The sequence below is a fragment of the Microbulbifer regidiadema (SeqCode) genome, assembly GCF_052466995.1.
In genome coordinates this window covers 1967515-1990730 of sequence record NZ_CP174297.1, presented here as the reverse complement: position 1 = coordinate 1990730, position 23216 = coordinate 1967515, and the positions used below count along the sequence as shown (strand labels likewise).

The 23216-nt window shown below is 53.0% G+C and carries 14 protein-coding genes; 9 read left to right on the top strand and 5 right to left on the bottom strand.

What is annotated here, in order from left to right; all coding sequences use genetic code 11:
* Positions 1 to 247: 247 nt before the first annotated feature.
* Positions 248 to 2665 carry a hypothetical protein gene (locus ACJJIK_RS08625; RefSeq protein WP_444944764.1) on the bottom strand — a complete coding sequence of 806 codons (2418 nt, stop codon included), beginning with the start codon at positions 2663 to 2665 and terminating at the stop codon, positions 248 to 250.
* Positions 2666 to 2754: 89 nt separating this feature from the next.
* Positions 2755 to 5523, bottom strand: a complete 2769-nt coding sequence (locus tag ACJJIK_RS08620; protein ID WP_444944763.1) for a hypothetical protein — start codon at positions 5521 to 5523, stop codon at positions 2755 to 2757.
* A 1145-nt stretch (positions 5524 to 6668) separates the two neighbouring features.
* On the opposite strand from ACJJIK_RS08620, the gene ACJJIK_RS08615 reads away from it, so the two are divergent.
* The 6 genes from ACJJIK_RS08615 (at position 6669) to ACJJIK_RS08590 (ending at position 14123) form a co-directional block, all read left to right on the top strand.
* A complete protein-coding gene (locus ACJJIK_RS08615; protein WP_444944762.1) occupies positions 6669 to 8135 on the top strand; it encodes an AlkA N-terminal domain-containing protein in 1467 nt (488 codons plus the stop codon).
* Positions 8132 to 8653, top strand: coding sequence for a methylated-DNA--[protein]-cysteine S-methyltransferase (locus tag ACJJIK_RS08610; RefSeq protein ID WP_444930202.1), 522 nt, complete (start codon positions 8132 to 8134; stop codon positions 8651 to 8653). The genes ACJJIK_RS08615 and ACJJIK_RS08610 overlap by 4 nt, the downstream gene beginning before the upstream one ends.
* A 98-nt stretch (positions 8654 to 8751) precedes the next feature.
* Entirely contained in the window at positions 8752 to 9288 is a 537-nt protein-coding gene (locus ACJJIK_RS08605; RefSeq protein ID WP_444930203.1) for a gamma carbonic anhydrase family protein, read from the top strand.
* Positions 9281 to 9496, top strand: coding sequence for a DUF1289 domain-containing protein (locus ACJJIK_RS08600; RefSeq protein WP_226646208.1), 216 nt, complete (start codon positions 9281 to 9283; stop codon positions 9494 to 9496). The genes ACJJIK_RS08605 and ACJJIK_RS08600 overlap by 8 nt, the downstream gene beginning before the upstream one ends.
* Before the next feature lie 58 nt (positions 9497 to 9554).
* Positions 9555 to 13073 (top strand): DNA polymerase III subunit alpha, encoded by a 3519-nt coding sequence (gene dnaE / locus ACJJIK_RS08595; RefSeq protein ID WP_444944761.1) that lies wholly within the window; start codon positions 9555 to 9557, stop codon positions 13071 to 13073.
* A 93-nt stretch (positions 13074 to 13166) separates the two neighbouring features.
* Positions 13167 to 14123 carry an acetyl-CoA carboxylase carboxyltransferase subunit alpha gene (locus ACJJIK_RS08590; RefSeq protein ID WP_444944760.1) on the top strand — a complete coding sequence of 319 codons (957 nt, stop codon included), beginning with the start codon at positions 13167 to 13169 and terminating at the stop codon, positions 14121 to 14123.
* On the opposite strand, the gene ACJJIK_RS08585 is transcribed toward ACJJIK_RS08590, so the two are convergent.
* The gene (locus ACJJIK_RS08585) at positions 14120 to 14440 is read right to left on the bottom strand and encodes a hypothetical protein (RefSeq protein ID WP_444930206.1); all 321 of its coding nucleotides are present in this window, start codon (positions 14438 to 14440) and stop codon (positions 14120 to 14122) included. The genes ACJJIK_RS08590 and ACJJIK_RS08585 overlap by 4 nt on opposite strands.
* Positions 14441 to 14594: 154 nt before the next feature.
* Here ACJJIK_RS08585 and ACJJIK_RS08580 point away from each other — a divergent pair, with 154 nt between their 5' ends.
* On the top strand, positions 14595 to 15857 hold the full coding sequence (locus tag ACJJIK_RS08580) for a sugar MFS transporter (RefSeq protein ID WP_444944759.1): 1263 nt from the start codon (positions 14595 to 14597) through the stop codon (positions 15855 to 15857).
* 133 nt (positions 15858 to 15990) lie between these two features.
* Here ACJJIK_RS08580 and ACJJIK_RS08575 read toward each other — a convergent pair whose 3' ends face one another.
* Both ACJJIK_RS08575 and ACJJIK_RS08570 read right to left on the bottom strand, forming a co-directional pair.
* Positions 15991 to 16833, bottom strand: coding sequence for a LytR/AlgR family response regulator transcription factor (locus ACJJIK_RS08575; RefSeq protein ID WP_444930208.1), 843 nt, complete (start codon positions 16831 to 16833; stop codon positions 15991 to 15993).
* Positions 16830 to 18002, bottom strand: a complete 1173-nt coding sequence (locus ACJJIK_RS08570) for a sensor histidine kinase (RefSeq protein WP_444930209.1) — start codon at positions 18000 to 18002, stop codon at positions 16830 to 16832. Before ACJJIK_RS08570 ends, ACJJIK_RS08575 begins: the two co-directional genes overlap by 4 nt.
* Positions 18003 to 18535: 533 nt before the next feature.
* Here ACJJIK_RS08570 and ACJJIK_RS08565 point away from each other — a divergent pair.
* Together ACJJIK_RS08565 and ACJJIK_RS08560 are read left to right on the top strand one after the other, a co-directional pair.
* Positions 18536 to 19864 (top strand): sugar MFS transporter, encoded by a 1329-nt coding sequence (locus ACJJIK_RS08565; protein WP_444944758.1) that lies wholly within the window; start codon positions 18536 to 18538, stop codon positions 19862 to 19864.
* Between the two features lie 384 nt (positions 19865 to 20248).
* Positions 20249 to 22840, top strand: a complete 2592-nt coding sequence (locus ACJJIK_RS08560) for a glycoside hydrolase family 3 protein (protein WP_444944757.1) — start codon at positions 20249 to 20251, stop codon at positions 22838 to 22840.
* The last annotated feature ends 376 nt before the right edge of the window (positions 22841 to 23216 follow it).

The following is a 23216-nucleotide window of genomic DNA, read 5'->3' as shown; positions in this document are numbered from 1 at the left end:
GCTTGGCGGTGGCTGGCGGGGGAGTTGTGCTAATTTTCCCGAAAAGCTCGCTGAATAGTTACAATTTAACAACCTTAGATCGATCAAGCCCGAACTCCTCAAGAAGCCCCAAATATTTTTTGAGAGGCATAGTTGTTTCTGGTTCAATCATATAATGGCCTTCATGTCCGGGGCATGATTCATGGGTGCATGATTCATGGGCATGATTCATGGGTGTCCTATTTGTGAATGATCACAGAAATATGCTCTACCTGACATCGTGAAAGCGATAAATCCGTCCATTCTCGTTCACCTCCGCAACCTTTCTCAACGCCTCCGCTGGCGACAAACCGAACTTTCGGGTTAACACCAAGAACAGGTGATAGAACTCGGATTTCAGATCCGCTGCGAAGATCCCCGGATCATCAGTTCCCAGACAAATAGACATAGGGACATCACCTTCAATCACCTCACCCGGCAAGCCCATCCAGCGAAAGATATGATGCTCGCTGACATCACGATACTGACTGATACGGGTATTACTGGTCGGAGGGCACTCAATCGCGATGTTTCGGTCTGCCATTTTTGCCATCACAGCCTGTTGCAATGAAACAACCGCCTCATCTGGCAGGTATTCAAGGGCGACTTCAACATATTCTGCACGCTGTTTTCGAACGTCGTCAGATGACAGCCATTTCCGATACAGCTTCAGAGGCCTTTTCATGCCCGCCGTTTTAGCTAACTCTCTAGCGCGCTCGTACTCTTCCAGCCAGAGGGATTTGGGTTTTAATGACCCATCCAGTTCACCCAGCAGACCTTCAGATTCAGCCAACACACCCCGTAATTCAAAAACCTGATCAAGGGTGGTAATCGAGATCTCTTCTTCCAACAAAAACACCTCATGGGCCAAACGAACAGCTTCGATCGCGGCATCACTGGCGTAACGCAGTAGTTCAGGATGACTTCGAAGTTCCCGCCAGATAAACACCAGATCGAGCAATCGCGTCTCTTTGGTCATAGCTAAAAACGATGGCAAAGAGCGTTTCCAGGTGTCAGGCTTGATGCCAATCGCCGTGCAGTGACCAAGACGGTCGCCATTACGCAGCGGCAAAAACCTCAAGGTATCATCAATTGATCGAATACCACTGATCAGATGCGGAAAATCCTCGCCAACATGATAGGTAAAATGAGCAATACCGGATTTGGCTAGCACCCGGAACAAGGGCCCAAACAATTCCGGTGGCGCGTGCATCTCGTTAGCAGCGGCATCCACTCCTCGAATCCAGCGTGTCAGGCGTGGTTCATGCTTCAGGATGTCCATCAGGATAGCTGCCTGATTCTTCAAATCCTTGAACAGCAACGCGTAGGGATAGACTTCATTCTTTTTGGGCTTTCTCTTGATGAAGTGCGGTACCAGCGCGAGCTCGGCACATTTACTGCCAGGCTCAACCTGCTCAAGATTATCAAGCATCTGAGTGATATTCAGTGGTTGGGTATGCATCCAGTCTACGGTCATGTGACCTTTCAGGTATTCCCAGTACCCACGTAACACTCTGAAGAGCAATTTTTTCATTTTGCGGGGATCGCTTTTTGGTGCAAATCGCCCTTCCAGATAACGCACCTGTGAATGCACACCGTTGCCATGAGCACTGTTGAAACGAGACAAATAGGACTTCTCCGTTTCCTCTCGAAGCTCGGTCATGGTGTATTTCTGGAACTGATCAAAACCGAAAAAATCGTCTCGCTGAACCAGCAAGCTCAGATACTGATTTTGAATCAGTAGGTAAATCCACAGTAGCCGCTCCAGCCCTTCCTGTGCGCCGTAGCGCCAGCGTTCAAGCAATTGCACCAACAGCTGGAATTCGGACTCCTGACTGTACTTATCGTCAGAGGGCCACACTGTGGTAAAACGATATTCCTTGCACTGACGCTCCTCCTTAGCCTGATGCAGAATCGTGACATCCGCCAACTGCTGCGGGTGCTGCAATGACGCCATCCACTCCGGTAATTCCATGCCCTGAGCCACCCGACAAAGGATTTCGCGAATATTGCTGGCAATCTGCAAACGATCCTTGAAGGTTTTGGGCGTCAGGGAGGAATCAATCTGGGCACAGAGTTGTTTCATCTCTTGAGAGTTCCAGCCCTTCTCGAAATCTCTGACGGTCACTTCAGGGTGCTTGAGTGCATCCAGCCAGCACTCTTCCGCACTGGTACTGCCATTCAGATGTTGGTGAGTTTCGTGCAGGCCTTCACGGGTAATGTAGTCCTCAACCGCCGGGTGATAAGGGTACAAAGGCCAGCGAAAGCTATATTCCTGACTGGCAGGCCCAGGATTAAATACCCGATGGCAGGCCATAATTGGCAGGCACGACACACGGCTCATCAGGGTTTGCCATTCCGAGAACAAAGTAAGGTCAGTTTTGGGGCCATCTTTCTCGTTTTTAACAAATCTTTCAGCAATCAGGCGCAAGGCCGCAACCGGGCCGAGTTTCATATTTCGCTGTTTGAGTTGTTGCAGCAAGGATGACCAAGCTGATTTGGCTACATGATCAGGCAAACTGCGCGTCTGCTCGTATTGAGCTAGAAACACGGATGACTCCACCCTTTCATCAAGTGATACCTCATCCAATGAGGCAGCACTCAGGCGATGCAACAATGCTGTTGAATTAAGAAGAAATCGTTCCATATCCGATCCTTAGACGGCTGCCATGATTATTCACCTGCACCATCTGTTGGTGAATTTTTATCTTATTTCTTAGCCGCCGTAGGGGTACTCTATTTTGCACCTGCGATTGTAGCCGAGTTCAATGATTTAATAGTTTTACCGGACAATGTCCTTTCTTTAGAACCACTTTGCTCAGTCAAACCTTTCCAGTCTTCACTGGGAAACAAATTACGCCCTACAATTTCAAATATAAGATCACGAAATCTTTCTTCTTTTTTAAGTGACTTCGGCGAACTATTAACACCACCAAGCGGGAAAATAAATGGATGGAGGATAGGGCAACTAATTAACAAGAAAAATAGTGGGTGAGTTTCACCCCACTTCTTTTTATGATTTTTCAAAGCGGTATTCATATTCCTGAGCTTTTTCTCAAACTCATCGACTGATGTAACCGGATTAAGCCGCAAACCATTCCCAATATAATCTCTTTCCTCCGCCGCATGATATAGACTCTCCTCAATCATAACCGCATGAAGAAGAGCTAACACATTAAACCGCATGATCTTTGCAGCATTAGACTGCAGAGCAAAAACTCCAAGCTGAGCGTTTGGTTTATTCAGCCTAGCTTTATGCGAATCTGCCACATTATTAATGTTAAAATAGAACCTCGTCCATATTTTACCCATCAATAGTGCAGAAGGTCGAATTTTCGGCTCCAGTTTTTGAACACTTTCAAGCCAAGTTCCAATTTCTTTAAAGGCATCTTTAAATTCCGCTTCAACTGCTTGGTAAACACCGTCTGATTCGTAATCATCTTCGTGATCAATTCCATCGTCTAACCGACCGAGAATTTCGCCTTCATCATCAGATTTACCAGCCTTCACCTCCGCGCGGGCAGCAGCATTACTCCAGGGAGGAGCAATACAAGTCGGTTGAGATATAGTTTTGCTGAAAACTTTAGAAGCTGCAGGAATGTCACTTGAACATGCAGCGATATCAGAAATAGCGCCAATCAAGTTGAAAACACTGCTAAAATCCATCAAGTTATTTGATGCAACTGTACTTAAAGATGCAGCCATTGCTGCTTTGGCTAAGCCGTTTTCGTTATCAAGATTAAACGTATGATAGTGTTCTCGTTTCCCTTTTTGCGAACCACGGTTCAATCGGACTTGACCGATGAAAACTCCAACTTTTCCGTCAACACTTGCATTCGCTATGACTGCACAACAACGGTTAGCCCAATGAGAGGCGCTTTCATTTCTGCCAACAGACATATAAGCGACATACTCACTAACAAGCTGCTCAAACTTTTCCTTATCATTTTCCGCCTGAACCAACCTGGAAACGAACTGATTAAATATACTGGCCGAGCCACAACCTACTAAAAGCATTTGTAATACTTTGGAAAGACTTCCCTGGCAGTTCTCACTTACTTGAGATGCCAAATAAATCGAACAATTCCTTAATGCCTCACTCTCAGACTGAGGCCGCAGATAAAACCCAGTATTAAAATCACGATCCTGCCTCACATAGGTAAATATATCTTTACAGAGCGAATCCATGCCAAACCGATGCTGTTCATAGTTCAAGCCCACACGATAGATGCTGCTTAGCATCGAGCCATACAAGGCATTTCTGAGTAAATTCGGAGCTAATAGCTTATCATTGTCTTGATTACCTTCGATTTTTATCGATGTAGCACGATACTTTTTGGTGTAGAAATCTTGAAGCACCTGCATCAATAACCGTACAGGCTGCTTCAGCAGTTCTCTCACATACATATCCGCATCAGAGCCCTTCCTCAGATTAAGTCCGTCCCTAACAGCCTTGCCAATCGCTTGCCGGATTTCTATGGCATCAATATCCTTCATGCCACGCTCGGTTTTAACCCTGATATTTTCTTTACGGACTTCTCCCTTTTCGCCAACCAGTTGCAGCATGGTTTTCAGCTGAATACGCTTCTGAACCGGGAACAGTTTTAACAAATATTGCTGTTCAAGGTGTTCCACCATATAGCCCCGTTCGGCTAAACGGGCACTTTCTTTTTCCTGATCGAGCAAGGTCTTGCCGTAGTTTTCATATTGCTTGCCTCGAATCAGCTGGGAATAAAGGCGCAAATCACCTGTCGCGACCACCACCAATCTCTGGCTATTAAAGAATCTACGAATGGATTCAAGTACATCCCAACCCGTATCAAACTGGGTATCGATATCATCAAACGAGATCAAAATCGCCGTGCAGTCGAGAATGTCACACGCACATTTAACCAGCTGATCAAAGATTTCTGACAAATCCTGGCCACCGATGGAGTAATCAAGCTGGGCATCCAGCTTCAAAGCGTCACTGAAATATTCCGGCTTGTATTCCTTGCCGGTCAGCAGATGTAAACCACGCTGGAGCTGCTCAAGGTGACTCTGCCATTGTTCCTTTTGCTTTGGGTGGTGATCCGATGAACAGCACCTTTTTAACTTGCTGGACACCATCTTATTCAGGCGAGCTGTCACCGTGACCAGAATAGGTTCATGACGTGGCAGTTTGGTGGGGTCGATGGTCGGAAGACACTTGATGCTAGTGTCGGCGTCACTTCTGTCATTGTCCAGGCGTTCGACCACACTGTTAATAAAGGTTGTCTTACCTGCACCGCGAGTACCGTCCACAAAGAACACATTACGGCCTGATTCATCAATAAATCGGGCAACCCCTGACGAATTGTTGGGTTTGGGGGGGGTAATCGAGCTTCGAATACTATCAACCAGCTGATCACGCAATGTTTTCTGGATTAAATCGCCCTCCTTGGTGCTGCCCGGAAGATTGGGGGCAAACAAGTCGATGATGATTCCGTTTGTCTCTTTGTTTTCGGTCTGCGTGCTATCAGTCATATCCGTATCGATCCAGTCATTTTACTTTTTGGTCAGCCAGTACATCAGAACTGGCGCTTTCAATTTACACAGCATTGATTGATGCAATGCTCAATATCCTACGCCTCAGTCAATTCGTTAGGCAGTGGTTTCACCAGGGCCCAACCTACATAGCTATGTGGAGCGCAGGTAAAACTGCACCACTTCATTCACTCCCCCTGCCACCCTTCGTTTACTGCCCGTTTGATCTGTTCGCTGATTTATTGATGCACTTCGGGGAAGGCCTGTTCGATAAAGGCATGGGCTTTTTCGATCTGGTGGCGTCTGACGCATATTGCCTACCAGCTGCGGCCCTAGCTCGCGGGGCTCACCCAGTCTGAGGATACAATCGATAATCAAAACTTCCCTGCGCCCATCCTCACGACTGAGCGGTTCGTTATGTCGAGCAGGCATTATTACGTGGAGAGTGGGAACGAGGGTAACGTATAACATTTATATAGTGATCATTCGGACCACTATTATCCTGATTGCTACCCTGGAATCAATCTTACGCCTTGCCTAAAAAATGCTATTCAAATCAAAAACCTACCTGCTCTTATGTCAATCGCGACAAATATAAAAATGATTACTTTGGTTACATATCCCAAATATGGACTCATCTATTAATCAATTATATTCCAACAAATTTTCGCCTATTAAATCCATTCTGAAAAAGTAACAGTCAAACTGATCAAAAATATCTCTGTACACCTTTTTATTACTCGCTGGGGCTAACACATATAGAGTTAGTGTTGAGCAAGGCAGCGGCCTGGCTGTTTGCAGAGCTAAAGAATCGCTGGATGATTTCGTGGTGCCTCTGGCTTACAGAGCGATTCAACTCCGCGTTGCGACTTCCTTAAAGGCCTAGGTATTTCTGCGTAGCTGCGCCTTGACTGTGAACTGTTCTGTAAGCCAGAGGCATCAAGGAGTTGTTCAGAGGTTCCTTAGGTGCGACTTCTCAACCGAGGCATTCTTAGAGAGATATTTAAAGTGAGCCCAATTGGCCCTTTCCCTCTGGGCCTCACTTCCTGACTTGCAAGTCTAAAGCCCAAAATGGTCAGTTCCGTTTATGACTAGTTCCGATACCGTCCAATCCATACACTGGTAGTCAGAAACGAGAGAGACTTATGAAGATTGATGCAGCAGTTTGCTCCAGTGCGCGATTGGCCCGAGACCGGCGCTTTGATGGGCGCTTCTATACCGCAGTGAAAACAACCGGCATTTTCTGCCGCCCGATCTGTCCCGCTCGGCCACCGCTGGAGCGCAATGTTACTTATTTTGAAACTGCGGCGGAGGCGGCCAATGCGGGCTTTAGGCCCTGCCTGCGCTGTCGACCCGATTCTGCGCCGGGCAGTCCAGCTTGGGGATTGGTATCGACCACTGTGCAGCGCGCTTTAAAACTGATGCGCAGTGAGCGCGAGCCTCAATCTGTAGAGCGACTGGCAGAGCGTCTTGGAGTCAGTAGCCGCTATTTGCGTCGTTTGTTCTCTGAGCACCTGGGGGTAAGCCCCTTAGCGGTCTGGCAAACCGAGCGGGCACTGTTTGCTTTTCGCTTACTGCGAGATACGGACTTGCCTATTGCTGAAGTTGCCTACGAGTCTGGTTTTAACAGCTTGAGACGCTTTAACGGCGTATTCAAACAGATCTATCAGCGCACTCCATCCGAGGTGCGCAGGGAGGGACACGCAGCGCGCGCGGAAAAGGCGAGTGCCACACGGGTGCGGTTGTACCTGGATTACCGCCCGCCGTTAGATTGGCAGCAACTCCTGGCTTTTTTGGGAACTCGCGCTTTGGCCGGGGTGGAGCAGGTGGAGGGGGAGGTCTATTCACGCAGTTTCGAACTGGATTCTTGTCGTGGCGTGATGGAGGTTTCCCACGATCCGCAACGCAATCGCCTGGTGGTGGAAGTTTTTGGTCAGGAAGGTGGGGCAGGGTTATATCTACTGAACCAGCGCCTGCGCCGGCTGTTTGATCTGGATGCGGATATTGAAGAGATCCAGACGGTATTAAATGAAGATCCACTGCTGGCGGATCAGTTGGCGAAGAATCCGGGCCTGCGCTTGCCCGGTGCTTGGGACCCATTCGAATATGCACTGCGGGCGATTCTCGGTCAGCAGATCAGTGTCGCGGCGGCGACCACTATTGCCGGACGTATCGTGGCCCGCTACGGGGAGTCTTTTGTGGATGATGCTGGCACAGAGCGGTTTTTATTCCCAACGGCGGAGCGTCTCGCTGAGGCTGACTTTGCCGATCTGGGCTTGACTCGGGCTCGGATGAAAACCCTACAGGAGTTTGTCGCCGCAACTTTGGATGGCCGTGTGAGTTTTGCCGATCAGTCCCTGGAGGACTGGTGCAGCCAAGCCACGGCACTGCCGGGTATTGGCGATTGGACAGCGCATTATATTGCTATGCGGGGCCTGTCGATGCCGGATGCTTTCCCCGCGTCGGATTTGGGTATTCTGCAAGCCTTGGGCAGTGATGGTGAAAAGGCAAAACCCAAGCAGGCCCTGGAGCGGGCAGAGCAGTGGCGGCCCTGGCGGGCATATGGAGCCATTTTGTTGTGGCAGTCCCTGAAATCTGGAGAGAAAAAATGATTGTCTATGAGAGTTACACCACGGAATTGGGGGATGTTGCCATCGCGGCCTGCGAGCAGGCGGGAGAGGGGCTTTCCCGGGGTATAGTTGCACTCCAGTTTTATGACGATGAACGGCCATTGCGTTTGGGGGCCGGTTGGCAGCGGGGCGCCTCGGAGCTGACGGATTTGGCCGCCCAGCAGTTGCGGGAATATATCACTGGCCAGCGCAAAAGCTTTGATTTGCCTCTGGCGCCAAAGGGCACTGAATTCCAGCGCCGGGTCTGGGATGCGCTGTTGCAAATTCCTTTTGGCGAAACCCGCAGTTATAGCCAGCAAGCCCAGTGGCTGGGCCAGCCACGGGCTATTCGCGCGGTGGCGCGGGCCAATGGTGCGAATCCGATTGCTATCGTTATTCCCTGCCACCGTGTAATCGGAGCCAATGGCAGCCTTACCGGCTACGCCGGCGGCCTGTCTTTGAAAGCGCGCTTGCTCACCCTTGAGGGTGCCAACTTTGTCCAGCAGGGCGAGCTGCTCTAGCGGGTCATATTGGGAAAAGCGCAATCATCTCTCCCTAGCCACGGCCTCTTTGGCGCGAGATAATAAGCGGTTCAAAGCCATATTGAACCGGAGGCCAAATGCTGTACAGATTGGGGGATAAGCAGCCACAACTGGAAGGTGAGGGCCACTATGTTGCGCCCGGTGCCCATGTGATTGGAGATGTGCGTATGCTTGCGCACAGTTCCGTATGGTTTAACGCGGTGGTGCGCGGTGACTGTGCGCCGATCACTATCGGTGAATACAGCAATGTACAGGATGGCTCGGTATTGCATGCCGATGTGGGTGTGCCATTAACCATCGGCACCGGTGTCACCGTAGGCCATAAAGTGATGCTGCACGGCTGTGACATTGGTGATTACAGCCTGATTGGTATCAATGCCGTGATCTTAAACCGGGCCAAAATCGGCAAGTGCTGTATCATTGGCGCCAATGCGCTGGTGACCGAGGGTACAGAAATCCCCGATTACTCTATGGTGCTGGGCTCTCCCGGCAAGGTAGTAAAATCTCTCGATCCCGCCACCTACGAGCTGCTCAAAGCCAGCAGCGATCACTATGCGGCCAACGGCAAACATTTCGCCAGTGAGCTGGTCCCGCTTGAGGCTAAAGATGTCTGAACAACCGGTAAAAACCGTGCAGCCGAAAGAGCGCCCGGTGAAATCCCCCTGTATCTCCGTATGTGCCCTGAATGAACAGGACCTGTGCGAGGGCTGTTTTCGCAGTGGTAACGAAATCAGCCGCTGGGGCTCCATGAACAATGATGAGCGCCGTGCAGTGTTAAAGCTCTGCACCGAGCGCGCGCGGCAAATGGGCCGAATCTGGTAAACAATCGATAGCGCTTTGTCGGGGCCGGGCCTCGCAGGGCCCGGAACTAAATGCGACTATGACCCAACCCTTTGTCCACCTAAGAATTCACTCAGAATTTTCCCTGATCGATGGCCTGGTAAGAATCAAGCCGGCCATCGCCCGCGCTCAGGAGTTGGAAATGCCAGCCCTGGCGATTACCGACCAGTGCAACCTCTACGGGCAGATTAAATTCTACCGGGCCTGTTTGGGCTCCGGTATCAAGCCGATTACCGCTGCGGATTTTTGGCTCAGCGAAGGCGGCGAAGGCAAGCCTACGCTGATCACGCTCTATGCGATGAACGCCGATGGCTACCGCAATATTACCGAGCTGATTTCCCGTGCCTGGATGGAGGGGCAGTATCACGGTAACGCCTATATCAAACGCGAATGGGTTAAAGAGTACAGCGAAGGGGTGCTGATGCTGTCCGGTGCCAAGTACGGCGATGTGGGCCGTGCCCTGGTAGCGGGGCGCCGCGCCCAGGCGGAGGAGCTGGCACGGGAGTGGGCGGAGTTATTCCCCGGTCGCTATTACCTGGAGTTACAGCGCACCGGGCGCGCTGGCGATGAGGACTACCTGCACTCGGCGGTGAAGTTGGCCCAGAACCTGAACTTGCCAGTAGTCGCCACTAACGATGTGCGCTTTATGGACGAGAGCGAGTTCGAGGCCCACGAGGTGCGCGTTTGTATCCACGAAGGCCGCGCTCTCGATGACCCCCGCCGCGAACGCCGCTATTCCGCGCAGCAGTATTTCCGCACACCGGAAGAAATGTGGGAGCTGTTTGGCGATATCCCCGAAGCCCTGGAAAACACCGTGGAGATTGCCAAGCGCTGCTCCGCACCGATCCAGCTGGGTAAATACTTCCTGCCGGAATACCCGATTCCCGAGGGCATGACCGAAGACCAGTTCTTCGAAAAAGTCTCCTATGAAGGTATGGAGCGGCGCCTCGCCACCATCCTCGACAAGTCCGCTGCGGACTATGCCGAGCGCCGCCAGATCTACGAAGACCGCCTGCGCTTTGAGCTGGATATCATTATCCAGATGGGATTCCCCGGTTACTTCCTGATCGTAATGGACTTTATCCAGTGGGCCAAAGACCACGATATCCCGGTGGGCCCGGGGCGGGGTTCCGGTGCCGGTTCCCTGGTGGCCTACTCGCTGGATATTACCGATCTGGACCCACTGCAATACGATCTGCTGTTCGAGCGATTCCTGAACCCGGAGCGGGTGTCGATGCCCGACTTCGATATCGACTTCTGTATGGAGAAGCGCGACCGGGTAATTGGCTACGTTGCGGATAACTATGGCCGCCAGGCGGTGAGCCAGATTATTACCTTCGGAACCATGGCCGCGAAGGCGGTGGTGCGGGATGTGGCGCGGGTACAGGGCAAGTCCTACGGCCTCGCCGATAAGCTGTCCAAAATGATTCCCCCCGATGTGGGCATGACCCTGCAAAAGGCCTTCGACCAGGAAGAGATCCTGCGGGAATTCCTCGACCACGACGATGAGGGCCAGGAAATCTGGGAGATGGCCCTGCAACTCGAAGGGGTCTCCCGTAACGTGGGCAAGCACGCCGGTGGTGTGGTTATCGCCCCCACCAAGCTCACCGATTTCGCACCGCTCTACTGTGACGAGACTGGCGCGGGTCTGGTAACCCAGTTCGATAAAAACGATGTGGAAGATGCGGGCCTGGTGAAGTTTGACTTCCTCGGCCTGCGGACGCTGACCATCATCGACTGGGCCAAGCGTATGGTGGACGAGACCCGTGCGCGCGAGGGTGAGGAACCCCTGGATATTGCCGCGCTGCCGCTGGACGATGAAGAAACCTTCAAGATGCTCAAAAGAGCAGAGACCACGGCGGTATTCCAGTTGGAATCCCGGGGTATGAAGGACCTGATCAAGCGCCTACAGCCGGACAACCTGGAAGATATGATCGCCCTGGTGGCCCTGTTCCGTCCGGGTCCGCTGCAATCGGGCATGGTTGATGACTTTATTAACCGGAAGCACGGTCGCGCCCAGGTGGCCTACCCGGATGCCAAATACCAGCACGAAAAACTGCAACCGATCCTGGAGCCCACTTACGGGGTTATTGTCTACCAGGAACAGGTGATGCAGATCGCCCAGGAATTGGCGGGCTATACCCTCGGTGGCGCCGACCTGTTGCGCCGGGCGATGGGTAAAAAGAAACCGGAGGAAATGGCCAAACAGAGGGCCACTTTTGAAAATGGGGCAAAAGAGCAAGGAATTGACCCCGAACTTGCGATTAAGATCTTCGACCTGGTAGAGAAGTTCGCAGGCTATGGTTTTAACAAATCCCACTCTGCGGCTTACGCACTGGTGTCATACCAGACCGCTTGGCTGAAAGCGCACTATCCCGCCCAGTTTATGGCGGCGACCATGTCTTCGGATATGGATAAGACCGATAAGGTGGTGACCTTTATCGAAGAGTGCCGAGCCATGGAGCTGGTGCTGGTGCCGCCGGATGTGAATCTGGGCAGCTTCCAGTTCTCGGTGGATATCGACAATCGTATTATCTACGGTCTCGGTGCGATTAAGGGCCTGGGTGAAGGTCCGATTGAAAATATTATTGCGGCGCGGGAAGAGGGTGGTCCCTTTACCGACCTGTTCGACTTCTGCTCGCGGGTTGACCCACGCAAGGTGAACAAGCGCGCGCTGGAGGCACTGGTGCGCTCTGGGGCACTGGATAGCATAGGCCCGGATACCAATGGTGCCGACGGCCTGGATTACTCCCGCGCTGTGCTGTTTAACGCGCTGGATGAAGCGGTAAAAGCGGCGGAGCAGCAAAAGGCCAATGCCAATGCGGGCATGATGGACCTGTTTGGCGAGGTGGTGCCTCAGGCATCGGAAGGCGATGTGTACGAGGATTTCCGCCGCACGCGCTGCTGGAGTATCCGCGAGCGCCTGGAGGGAGAAAAGAACACCCTGGGTCTGTATCTCACCGGGCACCCGATCGATGAGTATGCCGGCGAGTTAAAACACCTGGTGAAGGCGCGAATCGCCGATCTGAAACCCGGCCGCGAAGCGCAAAAAGTTGCGGGCCTGGTGGTGGCGATGCGGGTGATGAAAACCAAGCGCGGTGATTCCATGGCGATTGTTACCCTGGATGACCGCAGCGGCCGGATTGAAGCGGCCATGTTCAGCGAGGCCTTTGGCGAACACCGCGATAAGTTGGCCAAAGATGCTCTGCTGGTATTGGATGGACCGGTTGCCACTGACGATTACAGCGGCGGCCTGAAGATGACAGTGAACAGCGTTTCCACGCTCGATGAGTTGCGCCAGAGCCGGGTGACCGGGGTGCACTTGCGAGTGGATAGCGGCGGTGTGGCGCCGGGGCTGGCCAAGCGGCTGGCCGCCTGCCTGCAGCCCTATACCGGTGGTCAGTGTGGGGTCAGCCTTGAGGTTTCCCGTCACGACGCCCGGGGCCTGTACCGACTGCCGCCGCAGTGGAATGTAGAGCCGAATGACCAGATGGTCCAGTCCCTCAGGGAACTGTTGGGACGTGAGCAGGTGGCGCTTCAATACGCACAACGGCGTTAAAGTTCACCGGGCTCGACTGGCTGGTTCTGTACAGTTAAGCTATGCCGCTGTGATAGCCCGGTGGCATTAAAAAGAGTTAAAGGCGCAGATTTCATGAATTTCAATTTTCTCGAGTTTGAGCAGCCAATTGCGGAGCTGGAAGGCAAGATAAAAGAGCTACAGCTTGTGGGCGATGACAACGAGCTGAATATCGCCGATGAAGTTACCCGGCTGCGGGAGAAGAGTCGGTCTCTGACTGAGTCCATCTATTCCAACCTGAGCCCGTGGCAGGTGGTACAGGTGGCTCGCCATCCGCAGCGCCCCTACTCCAAGGACTATATCGAGCGCCTGTTCACCGATTGGGACGAGCTGCACGGCGACCGCCACTTCGGTGACGACAAGGCGATTATTGCCGGTATTGCGCGCTTAAACGGCAAGCCGGTGGCGGTGATCGGTGAAGAAAAAGGCCGCTCCGTTAACGAGAAGGTTGCGCGCAACTTTGGCATGCCGAAGCCGGAGGGCTATCGCAAAGCCCTGCGCGTTATGGAGATGGCCGAGCGCTTTAAGATGCCGGTGCTGACCCTGATCGACACCCCGGGAGCCTACCCGGGTATCGACAGTGAAGAGCGCGGCATCAGTGAGGCCATCGCCCAGAACCTGGCAGTGATGTCCCGCCTGCGCACGCCGATTATTTGCACCGTGATTGGTGAGGGCTCCTCCGGTGGCGCACTGGCGATCGGTGTGGGTGACCAGCTGAACATGCTGCAGTACTCCACCTACTTTGTGATTTCCCCCGAGGGTTGCGCCAACATTATCTGGAAAACTGTCGAGAAGGCACCTTTGGCCGCCGAGGCGATGGGGGTGACCTCCAGCGTGTTGGAAGAGCTGGGCATTGTGGATGAGACCATTCCCGAACCGCTCGGCGGTGCCCACCGGGATCTGGATGCAATGGCCAACAGCCTTAAAGATCGCCTCAGCGAGCAGCTGGATCAGCTGAGCGGCATCCCCATTGATGAGCTGCTGGAGAAACGCTACCAGCGCCTGATGAGCTACGGCAACATCGTTTCTTAAACGGTCTTTTTTGCCGCAGTAGTTTCCCGAACCGCGCCGAGAATATGAATTTTAATTCTCTCGGCTGCGGTTGCAGTTTCCCCTCTTATTCGATTTGTACCCGCGCGCGCTCTTTTGCCATTTCTGCGCTGGAAAACCGATTGTTGATGTTGTTCGGTTCGCCTGACAAGTGAGATTTTAGGCTCGTTGAAAGCGTTCCAGTGGAAATAAAGCCTCAAAAAAGTGGGTGCTTTTGTGGGGTAAGCTTCCCCAATTTTTTTACGCCCGACTATTCTAACAGTGGCTGGTCTGGCGCTTGCCGGCAGTGGTGTGTCCACGCTGCCCCCATTTTGAACCCCCTTATCGAAAAGCCCTCTGAGGCGGCGCTGCCTCCGTGATAGAAAGTACCGACAATAAAGATTGGTGCAATAGGCATAGGCTTGCCCGGATAAAAATATCCGCCGGTGAGTTGAAGTCTCAGGATTAATAATTATGGCAATAATGCAGAGTAATACAGCAACGGATGCTGCCCAGATACCGACCGGTGACCAGTCGGGGCACAGATTTGCCCTGGTGGCGCTGACCTCACTATTTTTTATGTGGGGCTTTATCACCTGTCTGAACGATATTTTGATCCCCTACTTGAAAGGGATTTTCGACCTGAACTATGCCCAGGCAATGCTGGTACAGTTCTGCTTTTTCGGTGCCTATTTTCTCGTTTCTCTGCCCGCCGGCGCCCTGGTCAGTAAAATTGGTTACCAGAAAGGGATTGTGACTGGCCTGAGCATTGCGGTAGTGGGCTGCCTGTTGTTTATTCCCGCAGAAAGAATGGAAGTCTACGCACTGTTTCTCGGTGCCCTATTTATTTTGGCTTCTGGTATTACTATTTTGCAGGTCTCCGCCAATCCCTATGTGACTGCGTTGGGTGATGAGCGCACGGCGCCCAGTCGCCTGACCCTGACCCAAGGCTTTAACTCCCTGGGCACCACTATCGCCCCGCAATTTGGCGCATTGCTGATTTTACCTGCTGCCGGCGTTGCAGCGGGTGCTGCCAGTGCCGCCGTGATTGAAGTGCCTTACCTGATCCTGGCCTCTGCGCTGGCGGTCCTGGCTATCGTTTTCGCTTTTTTGAATTTGCCGGCAATTGTCAGCAGTGCAACTTCTGAGTCTGTTGCCAACACTGAAGCCGCTTCCGCCTGGAGCCACCGCCACTTGGTGTTGGGCGCAATCGCTATTTTTGTCTACGTAGGTGCCGAGGTTTCTATCGGCAGCTTCCTGGTGAACTTTATCGCGGAAGATTCCATCGCCGGTTTGGAGGAGTCTGAAGCTGCCTTCTATATCTCCCTGTATTGGGGGGGCGCAATGGTCGGTCGTTTTGCTGGCGCCTTGGTCATGCGCTTTATTTCTGCCGGCAAGGTGCTCGCAATCTGCTCTATCGGCTCCTGTGTTCTGCTGCTGATTACCGTTATGGGTAGCGGCTACCTGGCGATGTGGGCGGTGCTGGCGGTGGGCCTGTGCAACTCGATTATGTTCCCGACTATCTTTAGTTTGGCGCTGGCCAAGCTGGGCCGCTCAACCAGTCAGGGTTCCGGAATCTTATGCCTAGCCATTGTGGGCGGTGCCATTGTGCCGCTGTTGCAGGGCCTCTTGGCTGACCAAATTGGTATCCAGTTGGCGTTCGTTCTGCCGATCTTCTGCTACCTCTATATTCTCTACTACGGTCTCGCAGGACACCGTACAGATAAGCGCGCTTAAGTTTTCTCATCTTCTCTTCTGAGCTCGTTTGCCGGCATTTTTATGCCGGCTTTTTTATGCCCGCAAGAAAAGGGCCAGCTTGCTGGGGTGTAGGGAGAGGAGGTACTGGCGATCCCTGCCAGTATTAGAAGGGTTAGGAGGCTTGGGGGGCGGTCAAGTCGGATTGCTTATTGGTGTCGAGAAACTCTTTAATCGGCAGGCGGTAATTGCGGCTGACTTTCAGCTTTGCACCGCTGCTCAGGGTGAGGAAGTACTCGCCTTTGGTCAGAACTTTGATATGGACAATAAAGTTCAGGTTGACCAGTGTGGATCTGTGGATGCGTTTAAAGGTGTCCGGGCAGAGCTGTTTTTGCAGATCTTTAATGGTGCTGCGCATAACATGGGTTTCCCCTTTGGCATGTACGCACATATAGTCCCCGGCGGCATCGATCCACTCGATATCCGGCTGGTTGACCATGGTAATACTGCCCCGGTCTTTAATGGCGAGGCGCTGATTGGTCACAGGGGCGCTGCTGTCGCCGCTTGGGGTTGGCTTGGCACTGTTTTCGAAGGAGCGCAGCAGGCGGTTTTTTTCTTCCTGATGACCGTCTTCGCCCTTGGACAACAGCTGCGCCTGGCGTTGTTGCGCCCGCTCCAGGGCGGTGTCCAGCCGGCGCGGGTCCAGGGGTTTGAGTACATAGTCAACCGCGTGGACCTCAAATGCCTTGAGGGCGTATTGGTCGTAAGCTGTGGCGAAGATCACCAGGGGCATGGTGTCGGCCTGTAGGTTGCGCACCACATCGAAGCCATTCATACCCGGCATTTGCACATCGAGAATAAGAAGGTCCGGGCTGTGCTCCGAGACGGCCTGAACCGCTTCCCGGCCATTGCGACAGCAGGCGAGGATATCCAGATCCTTGCGTTCTTCGAGCATACTTTTTAGCAGCCGTAAGGCCAGGGGTTCGTCGTCCACCAGTACGACGCTGAGCTTGCTCATTGAACTTCTCCCTGTGTCAGGTGGGTGGTTTGATTGGACAGTTCCAGTGGAATATTAATAAGTACTTGCATTCCGCCATCAGAATTTTGGTTTTGCTCTATCTTAAAATCTTGCGGATAGAGCGTGGATAAGCGTTCGCGCACATTTTTGAGGCCCACCCCCGTTGAGGAGGCTTCCGGGTCACAATCGCTCGTCAACTGGTCTGGGCAGCCGGTGTCGCAGACCTCCAGTATCAGGCGATGATCGGTGCTGTGTGCATAAATACCGATAGTGCCCCCCATTTCATTGGGGGCTATGGCATATTTCACTGAGTTTTCTACCAGTGGTTGCAGCAACATGCTGGGCACTTGTGCGCGGCGCACGGTTTCATCGATCGATAGCTCGACAGACAGCCTGTCGGCAAAGCGGGTTTTCTCGATCTCCAGGTAGAGCAGTACCGCTTCGATCTCGCGCTCAAGCTCAACTTTCTGCATCGGGTCTTCCTTGAGTGAGAGCCTTAAGAAGTCGCTGAGGCGCACAACCATTTCCCGCGCTTCGTCGGCTTGCTGAAAGCGAATTAGCGCGTTAATGGAGTTGAGTGTATTGAATAGAAAATGTGGGTTGAGCTGGTAGCGCAGCATTTTGAGCTGCGCTTCATTGGCAATAGCCTCAGCCTGAAGTCTGCGGAGCTGCTCCCGTTCGTGTACCGCCGCGACCTCTAGCATTTTTTTGTGTTCTATATTCAATAGGAAGTGATATTTTACCCCGCAGTACAGGGCACTCCAGAATAAAAATACAAATAGAGAGGCGTAATACCAGCCGCCGAATTCGGACCAGATTGAGTGTTCGCCGCTGAGGCGTATATAGGCCTCCATGCGAACTAGCGTCCATATTCCCGAGATAACCGCGACCGCCAACAGGTAAATAACGGTGCGGAAGGCAAGCTCCGACTCCCAGGCAACATCAAAAATCGGTTTTAAAAACAGGGATAGCAAAAATGCAATAGCACACTGGAACAGGGTGTTGACTGGCTCGAAGTGGGGCCACTCGGTAGGGGAGTGCCACAGTGTCAGGGAGAGAAAAGTGACCAGCAGTATGCCAATCCAGCTGACCAGCTGTAGTTTCCAAAACCAGCGGGTAGACTGAATTTCAGTGTTCTGTCTCGTGTCTAGACGGGTCGAGTACTGCATGGTGTCCCGCATATTTGGTATTGTGAAAAGGACGGGATAGACGCTCATCGTCGCGTTCATTATTATCCGCGAAATATTACCCTGCTGAAACGTGACCCGCCAGAGGGGAGAGCGCCATACATCCGGCTTACCCCTGGGAAAGTCCTTTTTATCTGATTCCGGGGTGAATAGTCGAGTAATTTTCGGCAATCTCGATTCAGAAGACAACTCCCCCCTCTTTTTTAAGGGCGATTTAATCGGCCTGGCTTTCTACGATATCAAATTTCAGTGGTACTTCTGTTTGTTCGGTTGGATACTATTAGGTTGTCTATCTGGTCAATGACAGTAATTTGGAATTTGGCAGGGCAGATAGGTAGTTGTCGTTAATTGTGGTAAAAATATACAGTGCCCGATGCCTATTTGATGTGTTGATGTGCCCACAATCGCGGGAGTGAAACAGACTTCTGCTGAGTAAGTATGTGGTGGCGTACAAATCCCGGGTGAATGTAATAGCCACTGGTTAGAAATAGTTTAGTTTTGGGGATCGGTTTCCGATGAGCCAGATGTTGCCGGAATCGGGGTTTTCCTCGAGCGAGATGGCTAAATATGATACTGATGCCCGCGCCGGAGCAGCGGCCGGCGTTGCGCCGCGCCATATCAATTTAATTGCACTTACGTCCCTGTTCCTGATCTGGGGATTTATTACCGGCCTAAACGATGTGCTGGTGCCGCACTTGAAAAACGTTTTTGAGCTGAGCTACACCAAGGCGGTCTTGGTGCAGTTTTACTTTTTTGCCGCCTATTTCCTCGTGTCTGTGCCGGCGGGCATGCTGTTAAGGCGGGTTGGCTACCAGCTTGGGTTGGTATTGGGGCTGTTGGTGGCCTGTGCGGGTTGTCTGGTCTTTATTCCCGCTGCCCGCTTGCAAATCTATGAAGTCTTTTTACTGGGCCTGTTTGTTCTCGCCTCCGGTATTACCCTGCTGCAAGTCTCCGCGAACCCCTACGTTATTGGGCTGGGCAGTGCCCGCACAGCCCCCAGCCGGCTCAATCTCACCCAGGCTTTTAACTCTCTGGGCACCACGCTGGCACCGGTGATTGGCGGCGCAGTCTTCTTTGCCGGGCTCACCGTTGCAGCAGATCCGGATACGGCGGCGAGTATCATCGAATTTAGGGCCCGCGAAGCGGCGTTGGTAGAGACCCCTTATTTCTGGCTGTCAGTACTTCTCTTGGTGATGGTGGCTTTCTTCTCCTGGATCAGGCTGCCGGCGGTTCCCGAGCACCAGCAGGGGGGCGCGAGTGGTCACGATGTATTTTCCCTGTGGCGTTTCCCCCGCTTGACTCTGGGGGCTGTGGGTATTTTTGCCTATGTGGGCGCAGAGGTGGCTATTGGCAGCTTCCTGGTCAGTTTCTTCGGCGAGCCTTCAGTGGCGCGGATGGCCCCTTTTGAGGCATCAAAATACGTCTCCTACTACTGGGGCGGGGCGATGATCGGGCGCTTTGCCGGGGCCTTTTTGCTGCGCTGTGTCTCAGCGGGGAAAACGCTGGCGGTGTGTGGCCTGGGCTCGGTGGTACTTATTGCCGTTGCGATGATGACTTCTGGTCCAATTGCGGTCTGGTCCATTGTTGCGGTGGGGCTGTGCAATTCGATTATGTTCCCGACCATATTTAGTCTGGCCCTGCGCGGGCTGGGCAGGCATACCAGCCAGGGGAGCGGTGTCCTGTGTATGGCCATTGTCGGCGGTGCAATTATTCCTCTGCTCCAGGGCGTGCTGGCGGATAGTGCCGGCATCCAGTATTCATTTTTGGTGCCCCTGGTTTGCTATTGCTACATCGTTTACTACGGTGCTTTTTCGCGAACTCTGCGCGGTAGCGCGGTGGAGTAGAGCGCTCTTTTCCCCTTCCGCCTTGTCTGCGATTTGGGCCGGCCCATCGGATTTCTCTTGGCCTGTAGAAGCAAGTGCTGCAATTTGTTGCCATTGCGAACTGTGCCCACAGAATAGCCGCAAGTTAGTTTTATGGCTATTTGCTGATGTGGCACTGCTAGAGCTTGATTCCAATAATGGCTGGAGCTTGGGGTAACCCTCAATATTTCAGTTCAGTGGAAGCAGACCGTGTGGGCCTGTCAGGGCAGTTGATGCGCGGCATAATAAATATGGCGATAGTTGGTCGCGCTGGATGCACAGCTTTGGGAGAGTTTTCCCCGAGGGTTTGCCCGGTGTTGCCCGTAGAGCCGGTTAACAAGCGTGGAATAATTTTGGGAGTTATTCGTGAATTTTAGTAAGCGATTTTCGCTGGGCTTTGTGCTCTGTGCCTCTGTGCTCGCCGGGTGCCATTCCGAGAGTCAACAAACTGAGCCAAAAGCCGATAAAGCGCAGGCTGGCACTGGCACCAGTGCCGCCGAGGGTATCGACAACTGGCCTGAACTAAAGCCAGCCTTACCGCGCGATGAAAAGCTGGAAGCCCAAATCACTGAAATCATGTCCCGCATGTCTCTGGAAGAGAAAGTGGGGCAGATGATCCAGGCGGAAATCCGCAGCGTTACCCCTGAAGATGTGAAGACCTATCACCTGGGTTCCGTATTGAACGGCGGTGGCGCCTTCCCGAACAACGATAAGTTTGCCACGCCGCAAGACTGGCTCGCGCTTTCCGATGCCTTCTTTAAGGCTTCTATGGATACTTCCGATGGCGGTGTTGCGATTCCGCTGATCTGGGGTTCCGATGCGGTTCACGGCCACAACAATGTGATCGGTGCGACCCTGTTCCCGCACAATATTGGCCTGGGCGCCGCCCAGGACCCGGAGCTGATCGAGCGTATTGGCAGCGCTACCGCCCGCGAAGTGGCAGTGACCGGTATCGACTGGACTTTCGCTCCCACCGTCGCGGTAGTTCGCGATGACCGCTGGGGCCGCACCTACGAGAGCTATTCCGAAGATCCCAAGATTGTTGCGGATTATGCCGAGGCAATGGTGAAGGGGCTCCAGGGTGAAAAATCCAGCGCTGAATTCCTGCGCGGTGAAAACCTGGTGGCCACTGCCAAGCACTTTGTCGGTGACGGCGGTACGACACGCGGTATCGACCGAGGTGACAACGCGGTTCCGGAAAAAGAACTGGCAGAGGTCCATGCGGCGGGTTACCTGACGGCTCTGCCGGCGGGGGTACAGACCGTTATGGCTTCTTTCAATAGCTGGAACGGTGACAAGCTCCACGGCCACAAATACCTGCTGACCACCGTTTTGAAAGAGCGCCTCGGCTTCGATGGCTTCGTTGTGGGCGACTGGAATGGTCACGGTTTCGTGCCCGGTTGCACTGTAGAGAGTTGTGCGGCGGCGATTAATGCCGGTCTCGATATGTTTATGGTGCCGGCGGACTGGAAAGCGCTGTACAACAACACCCTGGCCCAGGCCAAGAGCGGTGAAATCGGTGCAGAGCGTATCGATGATGCTGTTCGCCGTATCCTGCGAGTAAAAATTCGTGCGGGTCTGTTTGATCGCAATATGCCCCTGGCAGGTAAGGATGGCATCCTGGGTAACCCGGAGCACCGCGCCCTCGCCCGTGAAGCGGTACGCAAATCCCTGGTGTTGCTGAAAAACAACGACAAGCTGCTGCCATTGGCTGCGGACCAGAATATCCTGGTTGCCGGTGACGGTGCGGACAACCTGCCCAAGCAGAGCGGTGGCTGGACAATTTCCTGGCAGGGTACCGGTAATACCCGCGCAGACTTCCCCGGCGCGACTTCTATCTTTGAAGGTATTTCATCGGCGGTTAAAGCCGCTGGCGGTGAAGCGGTGTTGAGTGCGGATGGCAGCTTCTCGGAGTCCACTTTTGCCAATGGCAAGGCACCCAAGGTTGCTGTTGTTGTATTTGGCGAAGAGCCCTATGCAGAGTGGCACGGCGATATTACCAACCTGGAATACCAGCGCGGTAACAAGAAGGATTTGGCGTTGCTGAAAAAACTGCGTGAGCAGGGTGTTCCGGTAGTGAGTGTTTTCCTGTCCGGCCGTCCCCTCTGGATTAACAGTGAATTGAATGCATCCGATGCCTTTGTCGCCGCCTGGCTGCCTGGCTCTGAAGGGGCGGGTGTTGCGGATGTGCTGATTAAAGGCGCTGATGGGGAAGCCCGTTACGACTTTACCGGCAAGCTGCCATTTAGCTGGCCGATGCACAGCTATCAGAATGTCCTGAATCCATACCACGACAATTACGAGCCACTGTTTGAGCTGGGTTATGGCCTGGCTGCCGAGCAGGAGTCCCTGGTGAGCAGCGAGCTGCCGGAAACCAGCGAATCCCATGCCGGTGGTGGCCTGGAAGAAGCCTGGTTGCTGGTCTCCCGCCCGCAGGCTCCCTGGGTGCTGAATATCGCTGAAGCCGGGTCTGAGGCTGTCTCTGTACACGGCAACTACGCGGTGAGCGGAGAAGATGAGAATATCACTGTCAGCTCTATCGATATGTCTTCCCAGGAAGATGCTCGCCTGATCACCTGGAAAGGTCTGCGTTCCGGTGCGGTTCAGCTGTCGGCTGAATATATGCAAGACCTGAATGTCTACCTGGAAGAGAAGTCTGCGCTGACCCTGAATATCCGTGTCGACCAGCCGGTTGAAAAGCCAGTACTGGCCACGATGAACTGTGGTGATGGTTGTTCTGCCAAGGTGCCGCTGGAGTCCGCACTGAAATCCATGGAGCAGAAGAGCTGGACCCGGATTTCTGTAGACTTGCAGTGCTTCGCAAAAGCGGGTGCGGATTTTGGCAAGGTGTTTAGTGCCTTCGGTCTGGAGAGTGAGGCGCCAATGGCCATTGCAGTTGCCAACGTTAAGCTGACCCCAGAGGCGGGAGTTTCTGCTGATATTCGTTGTGACGGCTAAGTTATAACAGGGGTAATTACCTGGGCCACCAGCCGGCGTCAATCACGCTTGATGCCGGTTGGAGGCTGAAACAATTTGTTCTCACAGGAACAGTGCCAACGAGATGTTCTTTCCCGTTGGCATTTCTTTGCCTACCTGGCGCTTCTATTTTATCTCCGCTATTTATTTCGCCCCGCTAATTTCCTGTAGGAGATTTTCTCAGCCGAAATTTTATTGAGTGCTATTTGCTTCCTGGGCGCTGCTTGCCACAGGGTTATTGCTGCAAGAAGCACTTGGGTTTGATTTCAATATTATTTGATGTCTCTGGGCGATTAAAAATATATACGCCGACAAATAAGCCTGACTCTTTTTTCGGCATCAAAGCCTGAGGCTGTGT